Origin of the sequence: Devosia alba (genome assembly GCF_039938915.1) — a bacterium.
Lineage (GTDB): Bacteria > Pseudomonadota > Alphaproteobacteria > Rhizobiales > Devosiaceae > Devosia > Devosia alba.
In genome coordinates, this window is sequence record NZ_JBDUUI010000011.1 from 112,503 (window position 1) to 128,703 (window position 16,201).

Annotated in this window: 11 protein-coding genes and 1 pseudogene; all 12 read right to left on the reverse strand. The window is 61.7% G+C overall.

Features of this window, described 5'->3' with window-relative positions; translation table 11 throughout:
- Window positions 1-21: 21 nt before the first annotated feature.
- Window positions 22-1,344: a branched-chain amino acid ABC transporter permease gene (locus ABFY71_RS15615; RefSeq protein WP_347946892.1), complete on the reverse strand. Its 1,323-nt coding sequence runs from the start codon at window positions 1,342-1,344 to the stop codon at window positions 22-24.
- Window positions 1,341-2,345 carry a branched-chain amino acid ABC transporter permease gene (locus ABFY71_RS15620; RefSeq protein ID WP_305577263.1) on the reverse strand — a complete coding sequence of 335 codons (1,005 nt, stop codon included), beginning with the start codon at window positions 2,343-2,345 and terminating at the stop codon, window positions 1,341-1,343. Before ABFY71_RS15620 ends, ABFY71_RS15615 begins: the two co-directional genes overlap by 4 nt.
- Before the next feature lie 5 nt (window positions 2,346-2,350).
- Window positions 2,351-3,055 (reverse strand): ABC transporter ATP-binding protein, encoded by a 705-nt coding sequence (locus ABFY71_RS15625; RefSeq protein WP_347946893.1) that lies wholly within the window; start codon window positions 3,053-3,055, stop codon window positions 2,351-2,353.
- The gene (locus ABFY71_RS15630) at window positions 3,055-3,837 is read right to left on the reverse strand and encodes an ABC transporter ATP-binding protein (RefSeq protein ID WP_305577266.1); all 783 of its coding nucleotides are present in this window, start codon (window positions 3,835-3,837) and stop codon (window positions 3,055-3,057) included. Before ABFY71_RS15630 ends, ABFY71_RS15625 begins: the two co-directional genes overlap by 1 nt.
- A 121-nt stretch (window positions 3,838-3,958) precedes the next feature.
- The gene (locus tag ABFY71_RS15635; protein ID WP_305577267.1) at window positions 3,959-4,321 is read right to left on the reverse strand and encodes a methylglyoxal synthase; all 363 of its coding nucleotides are present in this window, start codon (window positions 4,319-4,321) and stop codon (window positions 3,959-3,961) included.
- Between the two features lie 36 nt (window positions 4,322-4,357).
- Window positions 4,358-4,738, reverse strand: a complete 381-nt coding sequence (locus ABFY71_RS15640) for a DUF1801 domain-containing protein (RefSeq protein ID WP_347946894.1) — start codon at window positions 4,736-4,738, stop codon at window positions 4,358-4,360.
- 92 nt (window positions 4,739-4,830) lie between these two features.
- Complete coding sequence (locus tag ABFY71_RS15645) at window positions 4,831-6,426, reverse strand: methyl-accepting chemotaxis protein (RefSeq protein ID WP_347946895.1); 1,596 nt, start codon at window positions 6,424-6,426, stop codon at window positions 4,831-4,833.
- Window positions 6,427-6,595: 169 nt separating this feature from the next.
- Window positions 6,596-8,989, reverse strand: coding sequence for a methyl-accepting chemotaxis protein (locus tag ABFY71_RS15650; RefSeq protein ID WP_347946896.1), 2,394 nt, complete (start codon window positions 8,987-8,989; stop codon window positions 6,596-6,598).
- A gap of 203 nt (window positions 8,990-9,192) precedes the next feature.
- The gene (locus tag ABFY71_RS15655) at window positions 9,193-11,229 is read right to left on the reverse strand and encodes a methyl-accepting chemotaxis protein (RefSeq protein WP_347946897.1); all 2,037 of its coding nucleotides are present in this window, start codon (window positions 11,227-11,229) and stop codon (window positions 9,193-9,195) included.
- 199 nt (window positions 11,230-11,428) lie between these two features.
- Window positions 11,429-13,510 (reverse strand): methyl-accepting chemotaxis protein, encoded by a 2,082-nt coding sequence (locus ABFY71_RS15660; protein WP_347946898.1) that lies wholly within the window; start codon window positions 13,508-13,510, stop codon window positions 11,429-11,431.
- A 254-nt stretch (window positions 13,511-13,764) separates the two neighbouring features.
- Entirely contained in the window at window positions 13,765-15,768 is a 2,004-nt protein-coding gene (locus ABFY71_RS15665) for a methyl-accepting chemotaxis protein (protein WP_347946899.1), read from the reverse strand.
- A gap of 179 nt (window positions 15,769-15,947) precedes the next feature.
- Window positions 15,948-16,201: pseudogene (locus tag ABFY71_RS15670) on the reverse strand (methyl-accepting chemotaxis protein); the annotation flags it as partial.

Sequence of the window (16,201 nt, forward strand, 5' to 3'; positions counted from 1 at the left end):
TATTATTCCTCAGATCGCTCCTCAGCGGTCGTGGCGGATCACTTCGGGGATCAGCCCCTTGGGGGCAAAGCGCAGGGCCACGGTAATCACCACACCCAGCACGAACACCCGCATCTGCAGCGCCCGCGAGTCGATTTCCGGGATCGCGCCCCAGCCGAGATTCTGCGTCACTTGCGACAGATTGAGAAAGATCAGCTGCGCCACCGGGTCGGACAAAATCCACACCACATAGATCAGCAGCGAGCCGAGCAGCACGCCCCAGCTATTGCCAGCGCCGCCCACGATCACCATGACCCAAATCATGAAGGTGTGATTGATCGGCTGGTAGCCCGATGGGTCAAAAATCTGGCTGAACGTCACCAGCATGGCGCCGCCAACCCCCATCAGCACCGAACCCAGCACAAACAGTTCCAGCTGCCGGCCTTTGACATCCTTGCCCATCGAACTGGCTGCAATATGGTTGTCGCGGATCGCCCGCATCATGCGGCCCCACGGTCCGCCATAGGCGCGCTGGATGAAGTAGAACACGATGACCAGCAAACCGACCGCCAGGACCAGAAAGCCCAGACGGGCCTGCACGAAACTCTCGGCGATACCCACGCCCTGGGCCTGCAAGGCCTGCGGTAGCGGGGTTGGCCAAGGCATGGGTGACACCGACATGGTGCCGCGCGTCAGCCAGTCCATATTCTTGATCAGCGCCCGCAGGATCTCGGAGATGCCGATGGTCGCAATGGCCAGATAATCGGTGCGCAGGCCCAGGCTGATCTTGCCCACGAAAAAGGCAATGAACGCCGCCAGCAGGCCGCCGAACATCCAGCCCAGCACCGGATTGAGCCCCAGTCCGCCGATAAAGCCGGCAGTGGATTCGATATAGGCCGCCGCCGGATCGATCTGGCTGCGATAGATCACATAGGCGGCAAACCACGCCAGCACCACCAGCAGGCCATAGCCGAAGCCACGCAGGCCCAGCCGCCTGGTCTGGCGCGCCGCATAGACCACGCCCAGCCCGATCAGAAAGGCCAGCAAGGCACGCCCCAGCAACATCGGCCCCTCAGAGTCCCAGAAGGCTGGATTGACCGGATAGGAAATAAAGGTAACGGCGGCGCCGCCCACCATCATGAAGCCCATAATGGCGAAATTGAACAGGCCGCCATAACCCCACTGGATGTTGAGCCCCAGGGCGATCAGCGCAAAGCCGGTCGCCTGCACCAGAATGAGCAGCATGCTGGCGGTACCCTGCGACACGCCTGCCGCCGCCACCAGAACGAACAGGGCGATGAACAGGGCGATGCCGCGATAGAGGGGGCGATCCAGCAGCCGGACCTTGGCCTCTGCCGTGCTCATGTGGAGGCTCCCTTGAAGATGCCGGTGGGTCGCACCAGCAGGGTCACAACCAGAATGACGAAGGCCACCGTCAGCTTGTACTCGGTTGGCACCAGCGACAGATTGGACGGCAACGCCATGCCCTCGGGCAGCAAGCCATTGAGCGGACGCAGCACCGCTGTCCAGTTGAACACGGCGAGGGTTTCGGCAAAGGCGATCAGAAAACCGCCGACAATGGCGCCATAGGCGTGCCCGAGACCGCCCACAATGGCGGCCGCGAAAATCGGCAGCACGATGTTGAAGGCCAGGTCGGGCATCAGCGCCACGTCGAGCGCCAGCATCACCCCGGCCACGCAGGCCAGACTGCCCGCAATGATCCAGGTCACCCGCACCACCAGCGCCGTGTTGATGCCCGAGACCTGCGCCAGATCGGCATTGTCAGCCATGGCGCGCATCGCCTTGCCCAGCCGCGAGCGGGTCAGGAACAGGTGCAGCGCGATCACCAGCGCGGCGGTGACCACGAACATCAGCACCTGCGGCTCCGTGATCGAAATGGGTCTGGTGCCGCCGAAGGCCGACATGTCGATGCGGAAGATGTCCTTGGATTCCGTCGCATAAAAACTGCGGGTGCCCGAACCAAAGATCAGCCGCAGCAGGCCCTGGATCATCAGCGTCACGCCGATCGAGGCGATCAGCATGGTCACCGGTTTGGCCCCCCGCTCACGCAGCGGCGCATAAAAACCCTTGTCGATCCCCAGTGCCAGAAATGCCGCGATCACCATGGCGACCGGCAGCACGACAAATCCCATGGGCAGCGGCGTGACAATGCCCATGGCAGTCAATAGCCCCGCCAGCACAAAGGCGATGAAGCCGCCCATTGTCATCATGTCGCCATGCGCGAAATGGGCAAAGCGCAGAATGCCAAAAATCAGCGTCACGCCGATGGCGCCCAAGGCGTAGATCGACCCCAGCACCGTGCCGGAAATCAACACCCGGTTGATAAAGAAAATCAGCTCATCCATGTCCTTCAGCCCCCCAGAAAGCTTTTGGCGACTTCGGGATCGGCAATGAGTTCTGCGCCCGTGCCGGTAAATCGGTTCTGACCACCCGCCAACACAAAGCCCTTGGAGGCAAAGGCCAGCGCCTGGCGCGCATTCTGTTCGACCATCAGAATGGCCACGCCCTCGGCGTTGACCCGCACAATTGTCTCAAAGATCTCGATCACATAGCGCGGCGACAGTCCCGCTGACGGCTCATCGAGCATCAGCAGCCGCGGCTTGCTCATCAGCGCCCGGCCCATCGCCACCATCTGGCGCTGCCCGCCCGAGAGTTCACCGGTCGGCTGGCGCCGTTTCTCGGCCAGCACCGGGAACATCTGGTACACCCATTCCATGGTGTCGGCAAAATTGTCGCGTCGGGTGAACGCCCCCATTTCGAGGTTCTCTTCCACGCTCATCGAGGTGAAGACGTTCTTCTCCTGCGGCACAAAGCTCAGCCCCTTGGGCACCAGCCGGTCAGGCAGTGAATTGGCGATCTCTTCGCCGTCAAATTCGATCGTGCCGCCGGTCACCTTGAGCAGGCCAAAAATCGCCTTCAGCGTCGTTGACTTGCCCGCCCCATTGGGACCGACGACCACCCCGATATCGGACTGGTCGATAGCCATGTTCACGCCGTTGAGGATCGGCGCGCCGCCGTAACCGGCAACGACGTGCTTGAGTTCAATCAATGCCATTACGCGGTCTCCACCGGGGTGCCGAAATAGGCCTCGACAATCGCCGGATTGGCGCGAATCTCGCTCATCGGCCCCTGGGCAATCGTTTCGCCCTGCGCCATGACGATCACCGGGTCGCACAGCCGCCCGATCAGATCCATATCATGCTCGATGACGAAGAAGGTGTAGCCCAGCTCGGTATTCATGCGTTCGATATTGGCCGCCAGATCGTTGAGTAGCGTGCGGTTGACGCCGGCCGCCACCTCATCGAGCAACACCACCTTGGCGTCCACCATCATGGTGCGCCCCAGCTCAAGCAGCTTTTTCTGGCCACCCGACAGATTGCCCGCCAATTCGTTGCGCACATGGCCCAGCTTGAGGAAATCGATGACATCGAGCGCCTTCTTGCGCACCTCGGTCTCGCGCGATTTGCTGAGGCCTGGGCGGAACCAGGCATTGCCCAGATACTCGCCGGGCTGATTGCCCGGCACCACCATCAGGTTTTCCAGCGCCGTCATGTTGGAGAACTCATGCGCGATCTGGAACGTGCGCAACATGCCGGCGCGGAACAGTTCGTGCGGGGCAAGGCCTGTGACATCCTGGCCGTCAAACATCACCACGCCCGCATCGGGCACGATATTGCCGGCCACGATGTTGAACAGCGTCGACTTGCCGGCCCCGTTGGGGCCGATCAGCCCCGTGACCGAACCACGCCGCACCGAGAGCGAGCAATTATTGACAGCGGTGAGGCCGCCAAAGCGTTTCGTAACGTTGCGAACGTCTATAACCAAGTCTGAGGACACCAAATCCGTCCCGTTTCCTGAGGCCAAGGGTACCCGGTTAAATCCAGGCGATTTTGCGGCATCTGCTCATAAGGCAGCCAACCGGTCAACCTAAAGCCAGCGCAATCCGGGGGCTTTACCCTCACAGATACGCCAGTACGGCATTGGCAGTGGCTTCGTTATTGGCACACATGACGTCGTAAAGTGTTGCCAGACGGGTTAACGCCTTCACGTCGACATCATGGGGTTGGGCGGAAAGCGGATCGATAAAAAAGATCAAAACGTCCAGCCGACCCTCGGCAATCATCGCCCCCAATTGCTGATCACCACCCAGAGGCCCGCTTTTGAGCAGGGTCACCGGCATGCCAGTGGCCTCGATGATGCGGCTGCCGGTGGTGCCGGTACCCCATAATTGGTGCGCGCCAAGCTTGGTCTTGTGCCGCAGCGCCCAGTCGCACAGCTCATCCTTCTTGTCGTCATGCGCCACCAGGCCAATGCGTGCCATGCCACCCTCCAGCTTTGGGAAGATGTTCAACCAGCTTCACGCCGATAGGGCAATGGCCTCGCTGAGCAGAATGCCGATCATGTCGACCGGAATGTCGTCATCGGGCGCCAACCGCAGGTAGCGCCCCTTTTTGAGCCCGCCGCCTTCCAGCAAGCCGTGGCTATTGTCGAGCAGTCTGCCGTGCTCGAAATACAGGGCGACGCGGTCGCGATGCGGGAACACCGCGCAGACATGCCCCGCCACGCCATGGCGAAAATTCACCGATTGCCAGCCCGGCATCACCTTGCCGCTGAGGCCGGGGTGGGCCCCGACCAGCGTCACCAGCCGCGCTGTCAGCGCCGCTATCTCTGCAGGCAGAGGCGCCACCAAAGCGCCAAAGGCGTCTGGATAAACCGGATCGACAATGGTGGTCAGCATGGCAAGGCCCTCGCAGTTGAGACGACCCTGTCGCCTCGGCACGTCGACCTTGCCGCATGGTGCTGACAAACCGTGTCAGCACCGCCCGAAAACTAGAACTCGTTCCAGTCCCGCGAGATGGCCAGATTGCTCGTGCGCTTCAGCGCCGGCACCGGCTGGGCTGTACGGCGCACCGCAGCACCGCTGCCACCGCCAAGCTTGAACACATCGACAATGGCATCAAGCTCGCCGGCCCGCGCCTCGGTTTGTTCGATCGCCGCATTGGTCTCTTCCACCAGGGCGGCATTGTGCTGGGTCATCTCATCCATGTGCCGCACCGCGACCGCTACCTCGCCCAGGGCATCCGATTGCTGCTGGTTGGCCCGCGCAATGGTATCGATCAGCGCGGCGCTCTCTTGCGCGCCCGAGAGAATTTCATTGAGTGTTTCGGTGGCCTTGGCCACCAATTGAGTGCCATTGCGCACTTCGCTGGCACTGCTCTCAATCAGCAGTTTGACATCGGCAGAGGCACTGGCGGCGGACTGGGCCAGGCGCCGCACTTCAACGGCTACCACGGCAAAACCCTTGCCGGCATCACCCGCCCGCGCCGCCTCGACCGAGGCGTTCAGCGCCAGCAGATTGGTCTGGAAGGCGATGTCGTCGATCAGCCCGATAATATTGGAAATCTTGCCCGACGAGGTCTCGATGGCGCCCATTGCGCCATTGGCGTCCGACATCACTTCGCCGCCCGACTTGGCATTCCTGGATACGGTCTGGGCCTTGTCACTGGCAGTCCCGGCCAGCCGGGCGCTTTCCACCACGGTCGCGGACAGCTGTTGCACCGCCACTGTGGTCTGTTCGATGGTCGCCGCCTGTCGCGTCGTGCGGTCAGCCAGGTCATTGGCCCCGGCCAGGATTTCACCAGTCGCCGTTTTCAGCGACCGCGAGGTCTGGCGCAATTGCGTCGCAATCGAGGTCAGACGCTCGGCGACCGCATTGGTGTCGTCCTTGATCTGGGCAAATTCCGGCTCGAACTCGTCGGTGATGCGGCTGGTGAGGTCGCCTTCTGCCAGATCCTTGAGCACCGCGCCGGTCAACCGCACGGCGCGGGCGGTCTTGGCCTTGGCGGCATCATCGGCAGTGCGCGCATCCCCGGTCAGCTTGTCGAAATAGGCGGTTATCCCGATATCAAGATCAAGCAGCATGGATTTGAGAATCGCCACCAGCGCCTCGGACATGGTGTCGACATCGGCCATCACGGCGCCAGGTTCTGGCGCGACCTTGCGGCCAAATAGCCCGGTCTTGGGTTCCAGAGCCTTGGCCATGCAATCATGCACCACGCCCTTGATCAGGGTCTCCATGATGACGCCATAGCCACCGATATGCCAGCGCGGCTCAAGGCCAATCTGGGCATGGCGCAGCCCGACCTTGGTGCTGGCTTCAAAATAGGCAGTATCAAGCTGGCCGCTGGCAATCGCCTTCCAGTGACCCAACTGCTTGCCCTGGGCCCGGTTCATCTGGGCCTTGCCGTCGAAGAATTTTGATACCGCCGGCACCTGCGCGATCTTGCCGTAGAACGTGTCCAGCGCCGGAGTCAGGTGGGCATCGATATGGTCTTGAATCCCCGCCAGATTATCCCTTGTGGCCTGGTCCAGCCCGATAAAGGCAAGGCGGGACGACAGCAGGTCGTTGGCGGATTCTTTGGTCAAGGCGCACACTCCAAAAAGGCTTTTCCAGCAGAGATAAGTCCGTTTCAGCGTTCGCGGCTTTGATCCGGATCAAGATATCAAGGCTATGTTAGTCTTGGTGAACCTTCGGTAAACGCCAGGGCTATCCTTAAGTTTAATAACGGAAATCCAGGATCGGCAGCCGCTTTGGCTAGCGCCCGGCAACCAGACGCTCACGCTGAGGGACCGGCGCCTGCAGGCGGAATACATCAATGATACTGTCCAGTTCCTTGGCCCGTATTTCGGTTTGTTCAATCGCCGCATTGGTTTGTTCAACCAGCCCCGCATTGTGCTGCGTCATCGCGTCCATCTGGCGCACGGCAATGGTGACCTCATCAATCGCCGATGATTGCATGCGGCTGGCCTGAGCAATGCCGTGCAACATCCCGGCACTGGTCTTGATGGCATCCTGCACCGCCACCAGGCGTTGGGCCGCATCCTCGACCAGACGCGAACCACCCGCCACCTCGCTGGCACTCTGCTCGATCAGCACTTTGACATCGGCCGAGGCGCTGGCCGCCGACTGCGCCAGGCGCCGCACTTCCACCGCTACCACGGCGAAACCCTTGCCGGCGTCGCCGGCGCGCGCCGCTTCCACCGAGGCATTGAGCGCCAGCAGATTGGTCTGGAAGGCGATATCGTCGATCAGCCCGATGATATTGGAGATTTTACCCGATGATTGGGTAATCCGACCCATGGCTTCGGTTGCCTGTACCATCACCGCACCGCTTGCTTCCGCGTCGCCCGAGACCAGATGGGCCTGTCGGCTGGCGGCATCGGCCTCACTGGCATTGTCCTGCACCGTGCGGCCCAGTTGTTCGATGGCGGCGGCGGTTTGTTCGATCGTGGCGGCCTGACGCGTCGTCCGCTCGGACAGATCATTGGTGCCGGCCAGAATGTCGCCGGTCACCGTCCGGAGCGCGCCCGACGTGTCGCGCAATTGCGTAACGATGACACTGAACTGCTCGGCGACCGCGTTGGTGTCGGCCTTGAGTTGGCCGAAGGCGCCCTGGTAATCCCCCTGCATCCGCACGCTGAGATCCGCCCGGGCCAGTGCGGCCAGCACAATACCGGTTTCGCCCAGCCCACGGTCCACTGTTTCCACCAGCGCGTTGACGTTCTCGGCCAACTGGCGCAGATCCGCGTCAGGCTGATCGACCGGCAAGCGCTGCGAGAAGTCGCCGGCAAGCGCCGCCGCCACCACGACGCCAATGTCGTGCTGCAGGCGCTGGATAACCCGGACCTGGCTGGCCCGCTCGTCGCTCATATCCAGCTCGGCCGAGCGCAGGTCGCGCATTTTCAGACCATTGCTGCGGAAAACGTCGACCGCTTCGGCCATGTAGCCCAGCTCGTCGGCGCGTTCGAGGCCCGGCACCGCCAGATCGAACTGGTCGGCCGCGATCTCGGCCATGGCCGTGGTCAGGCGTGAAACCGGCCGGGTAACAGCGCGGGCAAACAGCACGCTGGCAATCGCCGCCAGCACCAGCATGACCAGACCGATAATCAGCATGGTGTTGCGCAGGTCGGCCGAGGCCGCCGCGATCTCCTGCTGGCTTTCCAGGGCCACCACCGCCCAGTCGACGCCGCCAAAGCTGATCGGCTGACTGGCGGCGACATATCTGGTGCCATTGGCCTGTTCGAGCGGGCCCAGCCCGGCGCTGCCGCCCAGCGCCGCCGCGACCGCCTGGCCGTCAAGCTTGAGCGTCAGCACGTCATCGTCTGCCGTTGCCGGCGAGTCAGTCCGCGCCAGATTGTCCTGACCGACAATGAACAATTGGCCACTCTCGCCGAGACCTTTGGTCTGCGCCAGCACCGCACCAATCCGGGTCGCTGACAGCTGATAGGCCAAGACGCCGATCAGGAAGCCCTGATCATGGACCGGCGAGGCGATGAAGCTGGCGGGCGCGCCAGCACTGGGCCCATAGGGCGCGAAATCGGAGAGGAATACCTGACCGGCTTCACCGGCCATGGCGGCACGCACCACCTTGCCCAGATCGGTATCCGACCATGGGCCAGCACCCTCGGCGAAATTGGTGCCGAAATCGGCCTGCTTGGCCACGGAATAAACGTTGTTGAACGCGGTATCGAACAGCAGCACATCATCATAGCCGCTCTTGACCAGCAGGTCGCGGGAATCGGCATGCAGCGCGCGGTGGTGCAAATCATAAACCGGCAGCTTGTCGGAGCTGTCGAGCAGCGCGCGTTCACCAGCCGGATTGGCATTCTGGGTAATATAGGCGTCCTGCAGCAGCGCGGCAGGATCGCCCTGCCCCCTCAGCGAACCCATAGCGCCCGAGAACAGGTCAATATTGGCGGCAATTTCGGCGCGCCCGGCAAACAGCGTCAGATCCCCGGCAACATCCTGCAGATAGGCGCCCAGCGCCGAAGTCGCATTCGATGCAGCGGCCGTCAGACGCTGTTCGGCCTGCTGGGTGACAATGGCGTTGCCCGCAAAATAGGCCGCCAGACCCAGGCTGATACCGCTTGCCAGCGCAATGATCACCACCATGGCCGGCAGCTTGAAGGCGAGTTTGAGTTGAGGCATCGGGGCTTCCGGAAGTTTTGGCAAGACGGCATGGTAGAGTGCTGTGCCCGCAGTCCACGCCACGGTCACCACACCGTCAAATCATACTCAACAATTGGTTAATGAAGCGCTTTGAAGCGGCGGGCCCGACCAACTGCCGGAAACGACTACGCCGACCGCGGAAACCCGCGGTCGGCGTTGCATTAGTGGCAGTAGAAGTCGGCCTAGAACTCGTTCCAGTCCGTCGACACCGCGGCGTTGCCGTGGCTGAGATATTGCTTGGCAGCCTGGCGCACCGGCGCGGCCGGCTTGGCGGCTGGCTTGGCCGCCAGGGCGGTCCGGGCCATCGCCGCACTATTGGCTTTTCCAGCCGTGGTGAACACGGCCACGATCCCGTCGAGCTCGGAAGCCTGGCTTTCGGTCTGCTCGATCGCCGCGTTGATCTCTTCCACCAGCGCCGCATTGTGCTGGGTCATCTCATCCATCTGCCGCACGCCGACATTGACCTCTTCGATCGCCGAGGCCTGTTCCTTGCTGTCGCGGGCAATGGTTTCCATCACCTGGCTGGTTTCGCGAATTCCCACCAGGATCGCCTCCAGCTTGCCGGCGGCATCAGCCACCAGCCTGGTGCCACCCGACACCTCGGTCGCACTCTGCTCAACCAGCACTTTGACGTCAGCCGAGGCCGACGCTGCGGACTGCGCTAGCCGCCGCACTTCCACTGCCACCACGGCAAAGCCCTTGCCGGCGTCGCCAGCCCGGGCCGCTTCCACCGAGGCGTTCAGCGCCAGCAGATTGGTCTGGAAGGCAATATCGTCGATCAGCCCGATTATGTTGGAGATCTTGGCCGAGGACGAGGTGATCTTTTCCATGGCATCGGTCGCCTGGCCCATCACCACGCCGCCTTCTTCGGCAGTGCGCGACACCGCCTGCGACTTGACGCTGGCATCGCCGGACTTGTTGGCATTGGCCAGCACAGTGGCGGCCAGCTGCTCCATGGTCGCCGAGGTCTCCTCGATGGTGGCGGCCTGCTTGGTGGTGCGCTCGCTCAGATCATTGGCCCCGGCCAGGATTTCCCCGGTCGCCGTGCGCAGTGAGTGCGAGGTATGCTGGAGGCGATCAACCACGTCGGTCAGCCGCTCGGCCACCGCATTGGTGTCGGCCTGCAGCGCCGCAAAGGCACCGTGATACTCGCCGCTCATCCGTTCGGTCAGATCGGTATTGGCCAGTGCCTTGAGCACCCGCCCGGTTTCGCTGAGGCCGCGTTCCACCGTCTCCACCAGACTGTTGACGCTGCCAGCCAGACCATTGAGTTCGGCATCGGGAAACTCAGAATTCACCCGCTTGCTGAAATCGCCGGCAATGGCGGAATCCACCACTTCGCCGAAGGCACCCTGCAATTGGCTCATCATGGTACGACGCTGCGCCTCGTCAGCAATGATGCGCGCCGCCTCGGCCTCGGTCATCTGGCTGACCTTCAGCCCCTGCTCACGGAACACCGCAACAGCACGAACCATATTGCCGATCTCGTCGTTGCGATCTTCGCCTTCGAGCTTGATGTCGAAGTCGTTATTGGCCAGGCGCTCCATATTGGCGGTCAGCGTCGATACCGGCCGGCTGATCGCGCGCGCAATCAATGCGCCCAGCAGCAGAACCAGCGCCATCACGCCAGCGGCGATGGCCGCGCTGGTGAGCGCCGATTCCCAGAAGATCGTATCAACCGTGGTCAGCAGCACGCCCGATGCAATGCTCCAGCCCCAGGGCGCAAAGGCCTGTGCATAGGTCACCTTGTCCTTGAACACGCCATCCTTGTCCTTGAAGGCATAGTCCACGAAATAGCTGCCATTGGCCTTGGCGCCATCGATCATCTCTTTCATGTAGAGCTTGCCATTGCCATCAGTGGTGCCGCTACGCTCACTGCCTTCCTTGTCGGGCTGATAGGCATGCATGACATTGACGTAGTCGTAGCTGTCGACGAAGAGGTACTCGCCGCCCTGGTAGCGCATTTTCCGCAGCGTATCGAGCGCGACCGTCTTGGCAAGCTCTGGCTCAAGCGTGCCGTTCTCGGCCAGCTCATGATAGTGTTCGACCACACCGACGGCAGCCTGCACCACGCTCTGGATCTCGGTGCGCTTGAAATTGACCAGGTTCTCGTGCAGCGAAAACAACTGGTAGGCGACGATGCCGGTCAGGCCGAGGGCGAAGACAAACAGCAGGCTGTAGAGGCGCCGGGCGATACTGCCGGTAAATAGTCGTGTCATGGTCAGTTTCCAAAATGGGCGATATTGCCGTCTATTCGCCTCTCGGCCGGGAGGGATCGGGGTGAATAGAAATCTAAATTCGTCGCTGGAAGTTATTCACTACTGTCGTTAAGGCCAGGTAAACCGGAGGCTGCCATGGAAGATACGAAAATGGGCGCCTCTCGGCGCCCATTGGAAAACCAGCAACAATGTAGCTGGATCAGAACTCGTTCCAGTCCGTCGACACCGCCGCATTGCCGTGACTGAGATAGGACTTTGCCGCAGAGCGGACCTTGTCGACCAGGCCGGCAGGCTCGGCGGGCCGCGCAGTGGCCTTGTACGATACGGGCGCTGCGCCGCCATCCTCAATGGTGAACACCTCCACCACCCGATCCAGCTCACTGGCCTGCGCCTCGGTCTGCTCGATCGCCGCATTGGTTTGTTCCACCAGGGCAGCATTGTGCTGGGTCATCTCGTCCATGGTCCGGACGGCCACTGAAACCTCGTCAATCGCCGAGGCCTGATTGCGACTGGCCGTCGCAATCGTCTGCATCAACACCGCATTTTCATTGATCGCCTCAAGCATCACCGCCAGCTGAGTGGCGGCATCAGACACCAGCTTGGAGCCACCCTTGACCTCGGTTGCACTCTGCTCGACCAGTACCTTGACGTCGGCTGAGGCCGACGCCGCTGACTGGGCCAGCCGCCGCACCTCCACCGCCACCACGGCAAAGCCCTTGCCGGCGTCGCCGGCCCGGGCCGCTTCCACCGAGGCGTTCAGCGCCAGCAAATTGGTCTGGAAGGCAATATCGTCGATCATGCCGATGATGTTGGAGATCTTGGCCGAACTCGAGGTAATGCGTTCCATCGCTGCATTGGCCTCCGTCATGGTGGCGCCACTCTGGGTCGCGCTGCTCGACACCGTCTGGGCCTTGCCATTGGCGTCTTCGGCCATCCGGGCGTTCTCGACGACCGTGGATGCCAGTTGCTCCATGGCTGCCGACGTCTCCTCAATCGTCGCCGCCTGCTTGGTCGTGCGCTCGGAAAGATCATTCATGCCCGAGAGAATTTCGCCGGTGGCCTGCTTGAGCGAGCCCGAGATCCGCTTGGCATTGCCAACCACTTCCGTCAGTTTTTCGCTCACCGCATTGGTGTCGCTCTGCAACCGTGCAAAGGCGCCATGATAGGCGCCCTGCATGCGCTTGGTCAGATCGGTATCGGCCAGCGCGCCCAGCACGACACCGGTTTCGCCGATACCGCGATCGACGGTTTCCACCAGATTGTTGACACTGGTGGCCAGCGCGTTCAGTTCTTCATCGGGGAATTGGGCATGCACCCGCTTGGAGAAATCGCCAGCGATGGCTGCATCGACCACTTCGCCGAAAGCCGCCTGCAGCGCCACCATCATGTCGGTGCGCTCCTCGCGGCGGCGGACCGATGCCGCCCGCTCTTCTTCGGTCATCTCGGTCATCTTCAGGCCATTCTGCCGGAAGACCTCGACGGCGCGCGCCATCTCGCCAATTTCATTGCCGCGCCCGGTATAGGCCACCTCTGATGCGTAGTCGCCATCGGCAACAACCTTCATCGTCTGCGCCAGCCGCGGCACCGGGGCCATCATCAGCCGCGACAGCACGTAGCCGACAACGCCCAGCACAGCGAGCGTTGCCAGCCCGACAATCAGCAAGAGCTGCAGTGTTTCGTAAATCACCGCATCAATCGCGGCCCGGTCGCTGCCGACAAACAGCACGCCAACCGGCACGTTCTCCTGATCAACGATAGGCTGATAGGCCGTGTAATACGACCGGCCTGCAATCGTGCCTTCACCAAAGATGGCCTTGCCTTCGAGCATGGCACGCATCTCGGCGCTATCCTTGCCCAGCCGCGTGCCGACAATCGGTACGCCGTCAGCCCCCAGCACGGTCGTCGTCATCCAGATGAAATCCTGTTCGACTTCATCCCAGGCAAGAAGGGCCGCAGCCGCGTCGGTCACCCTGACGATCGAATCCACCATGCCATTGTCGATAAACTTGCGGGGCATGGCCCAGGTCCGGATCGCCGCGATTTCGCCCGTATCGGACCACTCCACCTCGGCACCAGGCAAATTGCCTTCCAGAATGGAAGCCGCGGTCCGCATATTGGTGACCTGCTGCCGCATGGCGCTTGCGGTCGTCGCCGCGCTCAAATTGACAAAAATCGCCACTGAAACGACAGCTACGGATACAATAATTGCCGAGATCACCAAAGCGGCGATCATAGTAGTCAACTTGATATTGCCAACAAATTGGCCAACGCGCTTGATCATGTCATTTGCCCCAAAAACAGCGCGTCTGGCTTCTGCCATCGCACCCAAATTACGCGCGAGCCTACCAAGTCGCCATTAACCGAGTGTTTAACGCCACAGCTGCGCGCTCCTCGCATGAGCACCTGCCTGTCGCGCCCAAATCGCACAACTATTTGCTGCGTGCCCACAAAAGACCAATCCCCGCGACGCGCTGGGCATCGCGGGGATGACTGGTTCAGTCCGGCTGGAGGCCCTCAAGCGCTCCCATCAGCGGCCTATGCGGCCTGGCCGCTTCTGGTCAAACGCGGCTCGGCAGCATCGCTCGAGCGGTACTGCAACTGCTGGGCGTCGATCTGGAAAACGTCCACGATCATATCCAGCGCGCTGGCCTGCGCCTCGGTCTGCTCGATCGCCGCATTGATTTCCTCCACCAGTGCCGCGTTATGCTGGGTCATCTCGTCCATGGTCCGGACCGCACCGGTGACTTCCTTGATGGCCGTTGCCTGCTCCCGACTGTCCTGAGAGATCGATTCCAGCAGGCTGTTATTGCCCCGCACCGCTTCGAGCATGCCACGCAACTTGCCCGCCGCATCGTCCACCAGTTTGGAGCCGGAGCTGACTTCGCCAGCCGACTGTTCGATCAACACCTTGACCTCGCTGGAGGCCTGCGCCGCCGACTGCGCCAGGCGCCGCACTTCCACGGCCACCACGGCAAAGCCCTTGCCGGCATCACCAGCCCGAGCTGCTTCGACCGAGGCGTTCAGTGCCAGCAGATTGGTCTGGAAGGCGATATCGTCAATCATGCCGATGATGTTGGAGATCTTGCCCGAGGATTCGGTGATCCGTTCCATGGCTGACGTCGCATTGTTCATCACCTCGCCGCCCTCTTCAGCGGTGCGTGTGACCTGCGCAGCATTGCTACTGGCCTCCTCGGCACGCTCGGCGTTCTTGTTGACGGTGACCGCCAACTGCTCCATGGCCGCCGAAGTCTCCTCGATCGTTGCCGCCTGGCGCGTGGTCCGCTCGCTCAGATCATTGGCGCCGCTGAGGATTTCCCCCGTCGCCGTTTTCAGCGTTCCCGACGTGTCGCGCAGCTGTCCGATGACCTCAGTGAGCTTGTCGGCCACTGCATTGACGTCGGTCTTCAGGCCCGCAAAGGCGCCTTCATAGTCGCCTTCCATCCGCTCGGTCAGATCAGTATTGGCCATGGCGGCCAGCACATGGGCAATTTCGGCGACCCCCCGACTGAAGGTGGACACCAGATTGTTGACGCCTGAGGCCAGACTGTTGAGTTCCGGATCCGGAAACTCGACAGTAACCTGCCGCGAAAAGTCGCCAGCAACGGCGGCATCAACCACTACGCCAAAAGCACTTTGCAGTTCGCTCATCATGCGCTGACGATTTTCCTGCTCGGCGATGATCCGCGCCGCTTCCGCCTCGGTCATCTGGCTGACACGCAACCCGTTCTGGCGGAACACTTCCACCGCGCGAGCCATGCCGCCCACCTCATTACCCAGATCGGTATAGGGTACTTCGACCTCATAATCGCCTTCGGCAATGGCATCCATTGAGCCACCCAGCCGAGGGATCGGCTTGGTGATCAGTCGCGACAGCACAAAACCAATCACGCCAAGCCCCACGGTCACCGCGCCGCCCACCATCAGGATCAGGCCGAGCACACCGTTGGCGGCCGCATTCACCTCCTCCATCGGCGTCCCCACGAAGACGGCGCCCATTATCTCACCGCTCATCTTGGCAATCGGCTGGAACGCCCCAAAATAGTCGGTGCCGTTGATGGTGACCTGGCCAATATGGCGCTCATTGGCCAGTAATGGCGCAAAGGCCGGGCTGCTCGCATCCAGCACCGTATCGACCAGTCGCGTGCCATCCGCCGCTGTCAGGCTGGTGGTTTTGCCGATCATCGTGTTGCTGGCCGTGTCCAGCACATAAATCGTGGCGTCCTGTTTGGTAACGCGCGTCACCGAGTCGATCACATCATTGTCGTAAAACGGCGGAATGGCCCAGCTCTGGAACGACTGCATCGTCCCGTCTTCGTTCCAGTTCAGCACCGAACCCGAAATGCGGCGTTCCAATATCGTCGCCGCAACGGCCAGGTTGGCGTCCTGCTGGCTCTCACTGTCAATGATCGACTGGGCATGCAGGTTGAAATAGATCGTGCTCGAAACGACGGCAATCGAACCGATAATCGAAATTATGACCAGCGCCGCAATGGTCGTGGTCATTTTGATATTGCCAAAAATCTGGCCGAATCTGCGCATCTCAATCCCCCAAAACAGCACGAAAGCACGCCTGGTGGGCGCGATCCGAACCAGTGTGAGGGCAATACTAGCCCACAGCCATTAACTGTTCCTTGTCGGCAAATTGCATGGAAACGATTGCGGTCCATTTTCGCAAGCGCAGCCCTGAAATTGCCGGCACATTTGGCGCCTGACGCTTGTCAGGCGGCAGCTGCCCTGCCTGGCCGACGACCCAACTCATCCCTGGGCTCCACGACGGTAAATACGTCAACGATCCGGTCCAGCTCGGAGGCCTGTGTCTCGGTCTGCTCGATGGCGGCATTGATCTCCTCCACCAGCGCCGCATTGTGCTGGGTCATTTCGTCCATGGTGCGCACCGCCGCGTTGACCTCTTCGATTGACGAGGCCTGCTCCCGGCTTTCCCTGGCAATACCGTCCATCAACGCATTGGAGG

Coding starts and splice junctions, on each gene's coding strand:
- ABFY71_RS15615 (WP_347946892.1), bottom strand. CDS start 1,344: ATGAGCACGGCAGAGGCCAAGGTCCGGCTGCTGGATCGCCCCCTCTAT.
- ABFY71_RS15620 (WP_305577263.1), bottom strand. CDS start 2,345: ATGGATGAGCTGATTTTCTTTATCAACCGGGTGTTGATTTCCGGCACG.
- ABFY71_RS15625 (WP_347946893.1), bottom strand. CDS start 3,055: ATGGCATTGATTGAACTCAAGCACGTCGTTGCCGGTTACGGCGGCGCG.
- ABFY71_RS15635 (WP_305577267.1), bottom strand. CDS start 4,321: ATGGCACGCATTGGCCTGGTGGCGCATGACGACAAGAAGGATGAGCTG.
- ABFY71_RS15640 (WP_347946894.1), bottom strand. CDS start 4,738: ATGCTGACCACCATTGTCGATCCGGTTTATCCAGACGCCTTTGGCGCT.
- ABFY71_RS15650 (WP_347946896.1), bottom strand. CDS start 8,989: ATGCCTCAACTCAAACTCGCCTTCAAGCTGCCGGCCATGGTGGTGATC.
- ABFY71_RS15655 (WP_347946897.1), bottom strand. CDS start 11,229: ATGACACGACTATTTACCGGCAGTATCGCCCGGCGCCTCTACAGCCTG.
- ABFY71_RS15660 (WP_347946898.1), bottom strand. CDS start 13,510: ATGATCAAGCGCGTTGGCCAATTTGTTGGCAATATCAAGTTGACTACT.
- ABFY71_RS15665 (WP_347946899.1), bottom strand. CDS start 15,768: ATGCGCAGATTCGGCCAGATTTTTGGCAATATCAAAATGACCACGACC.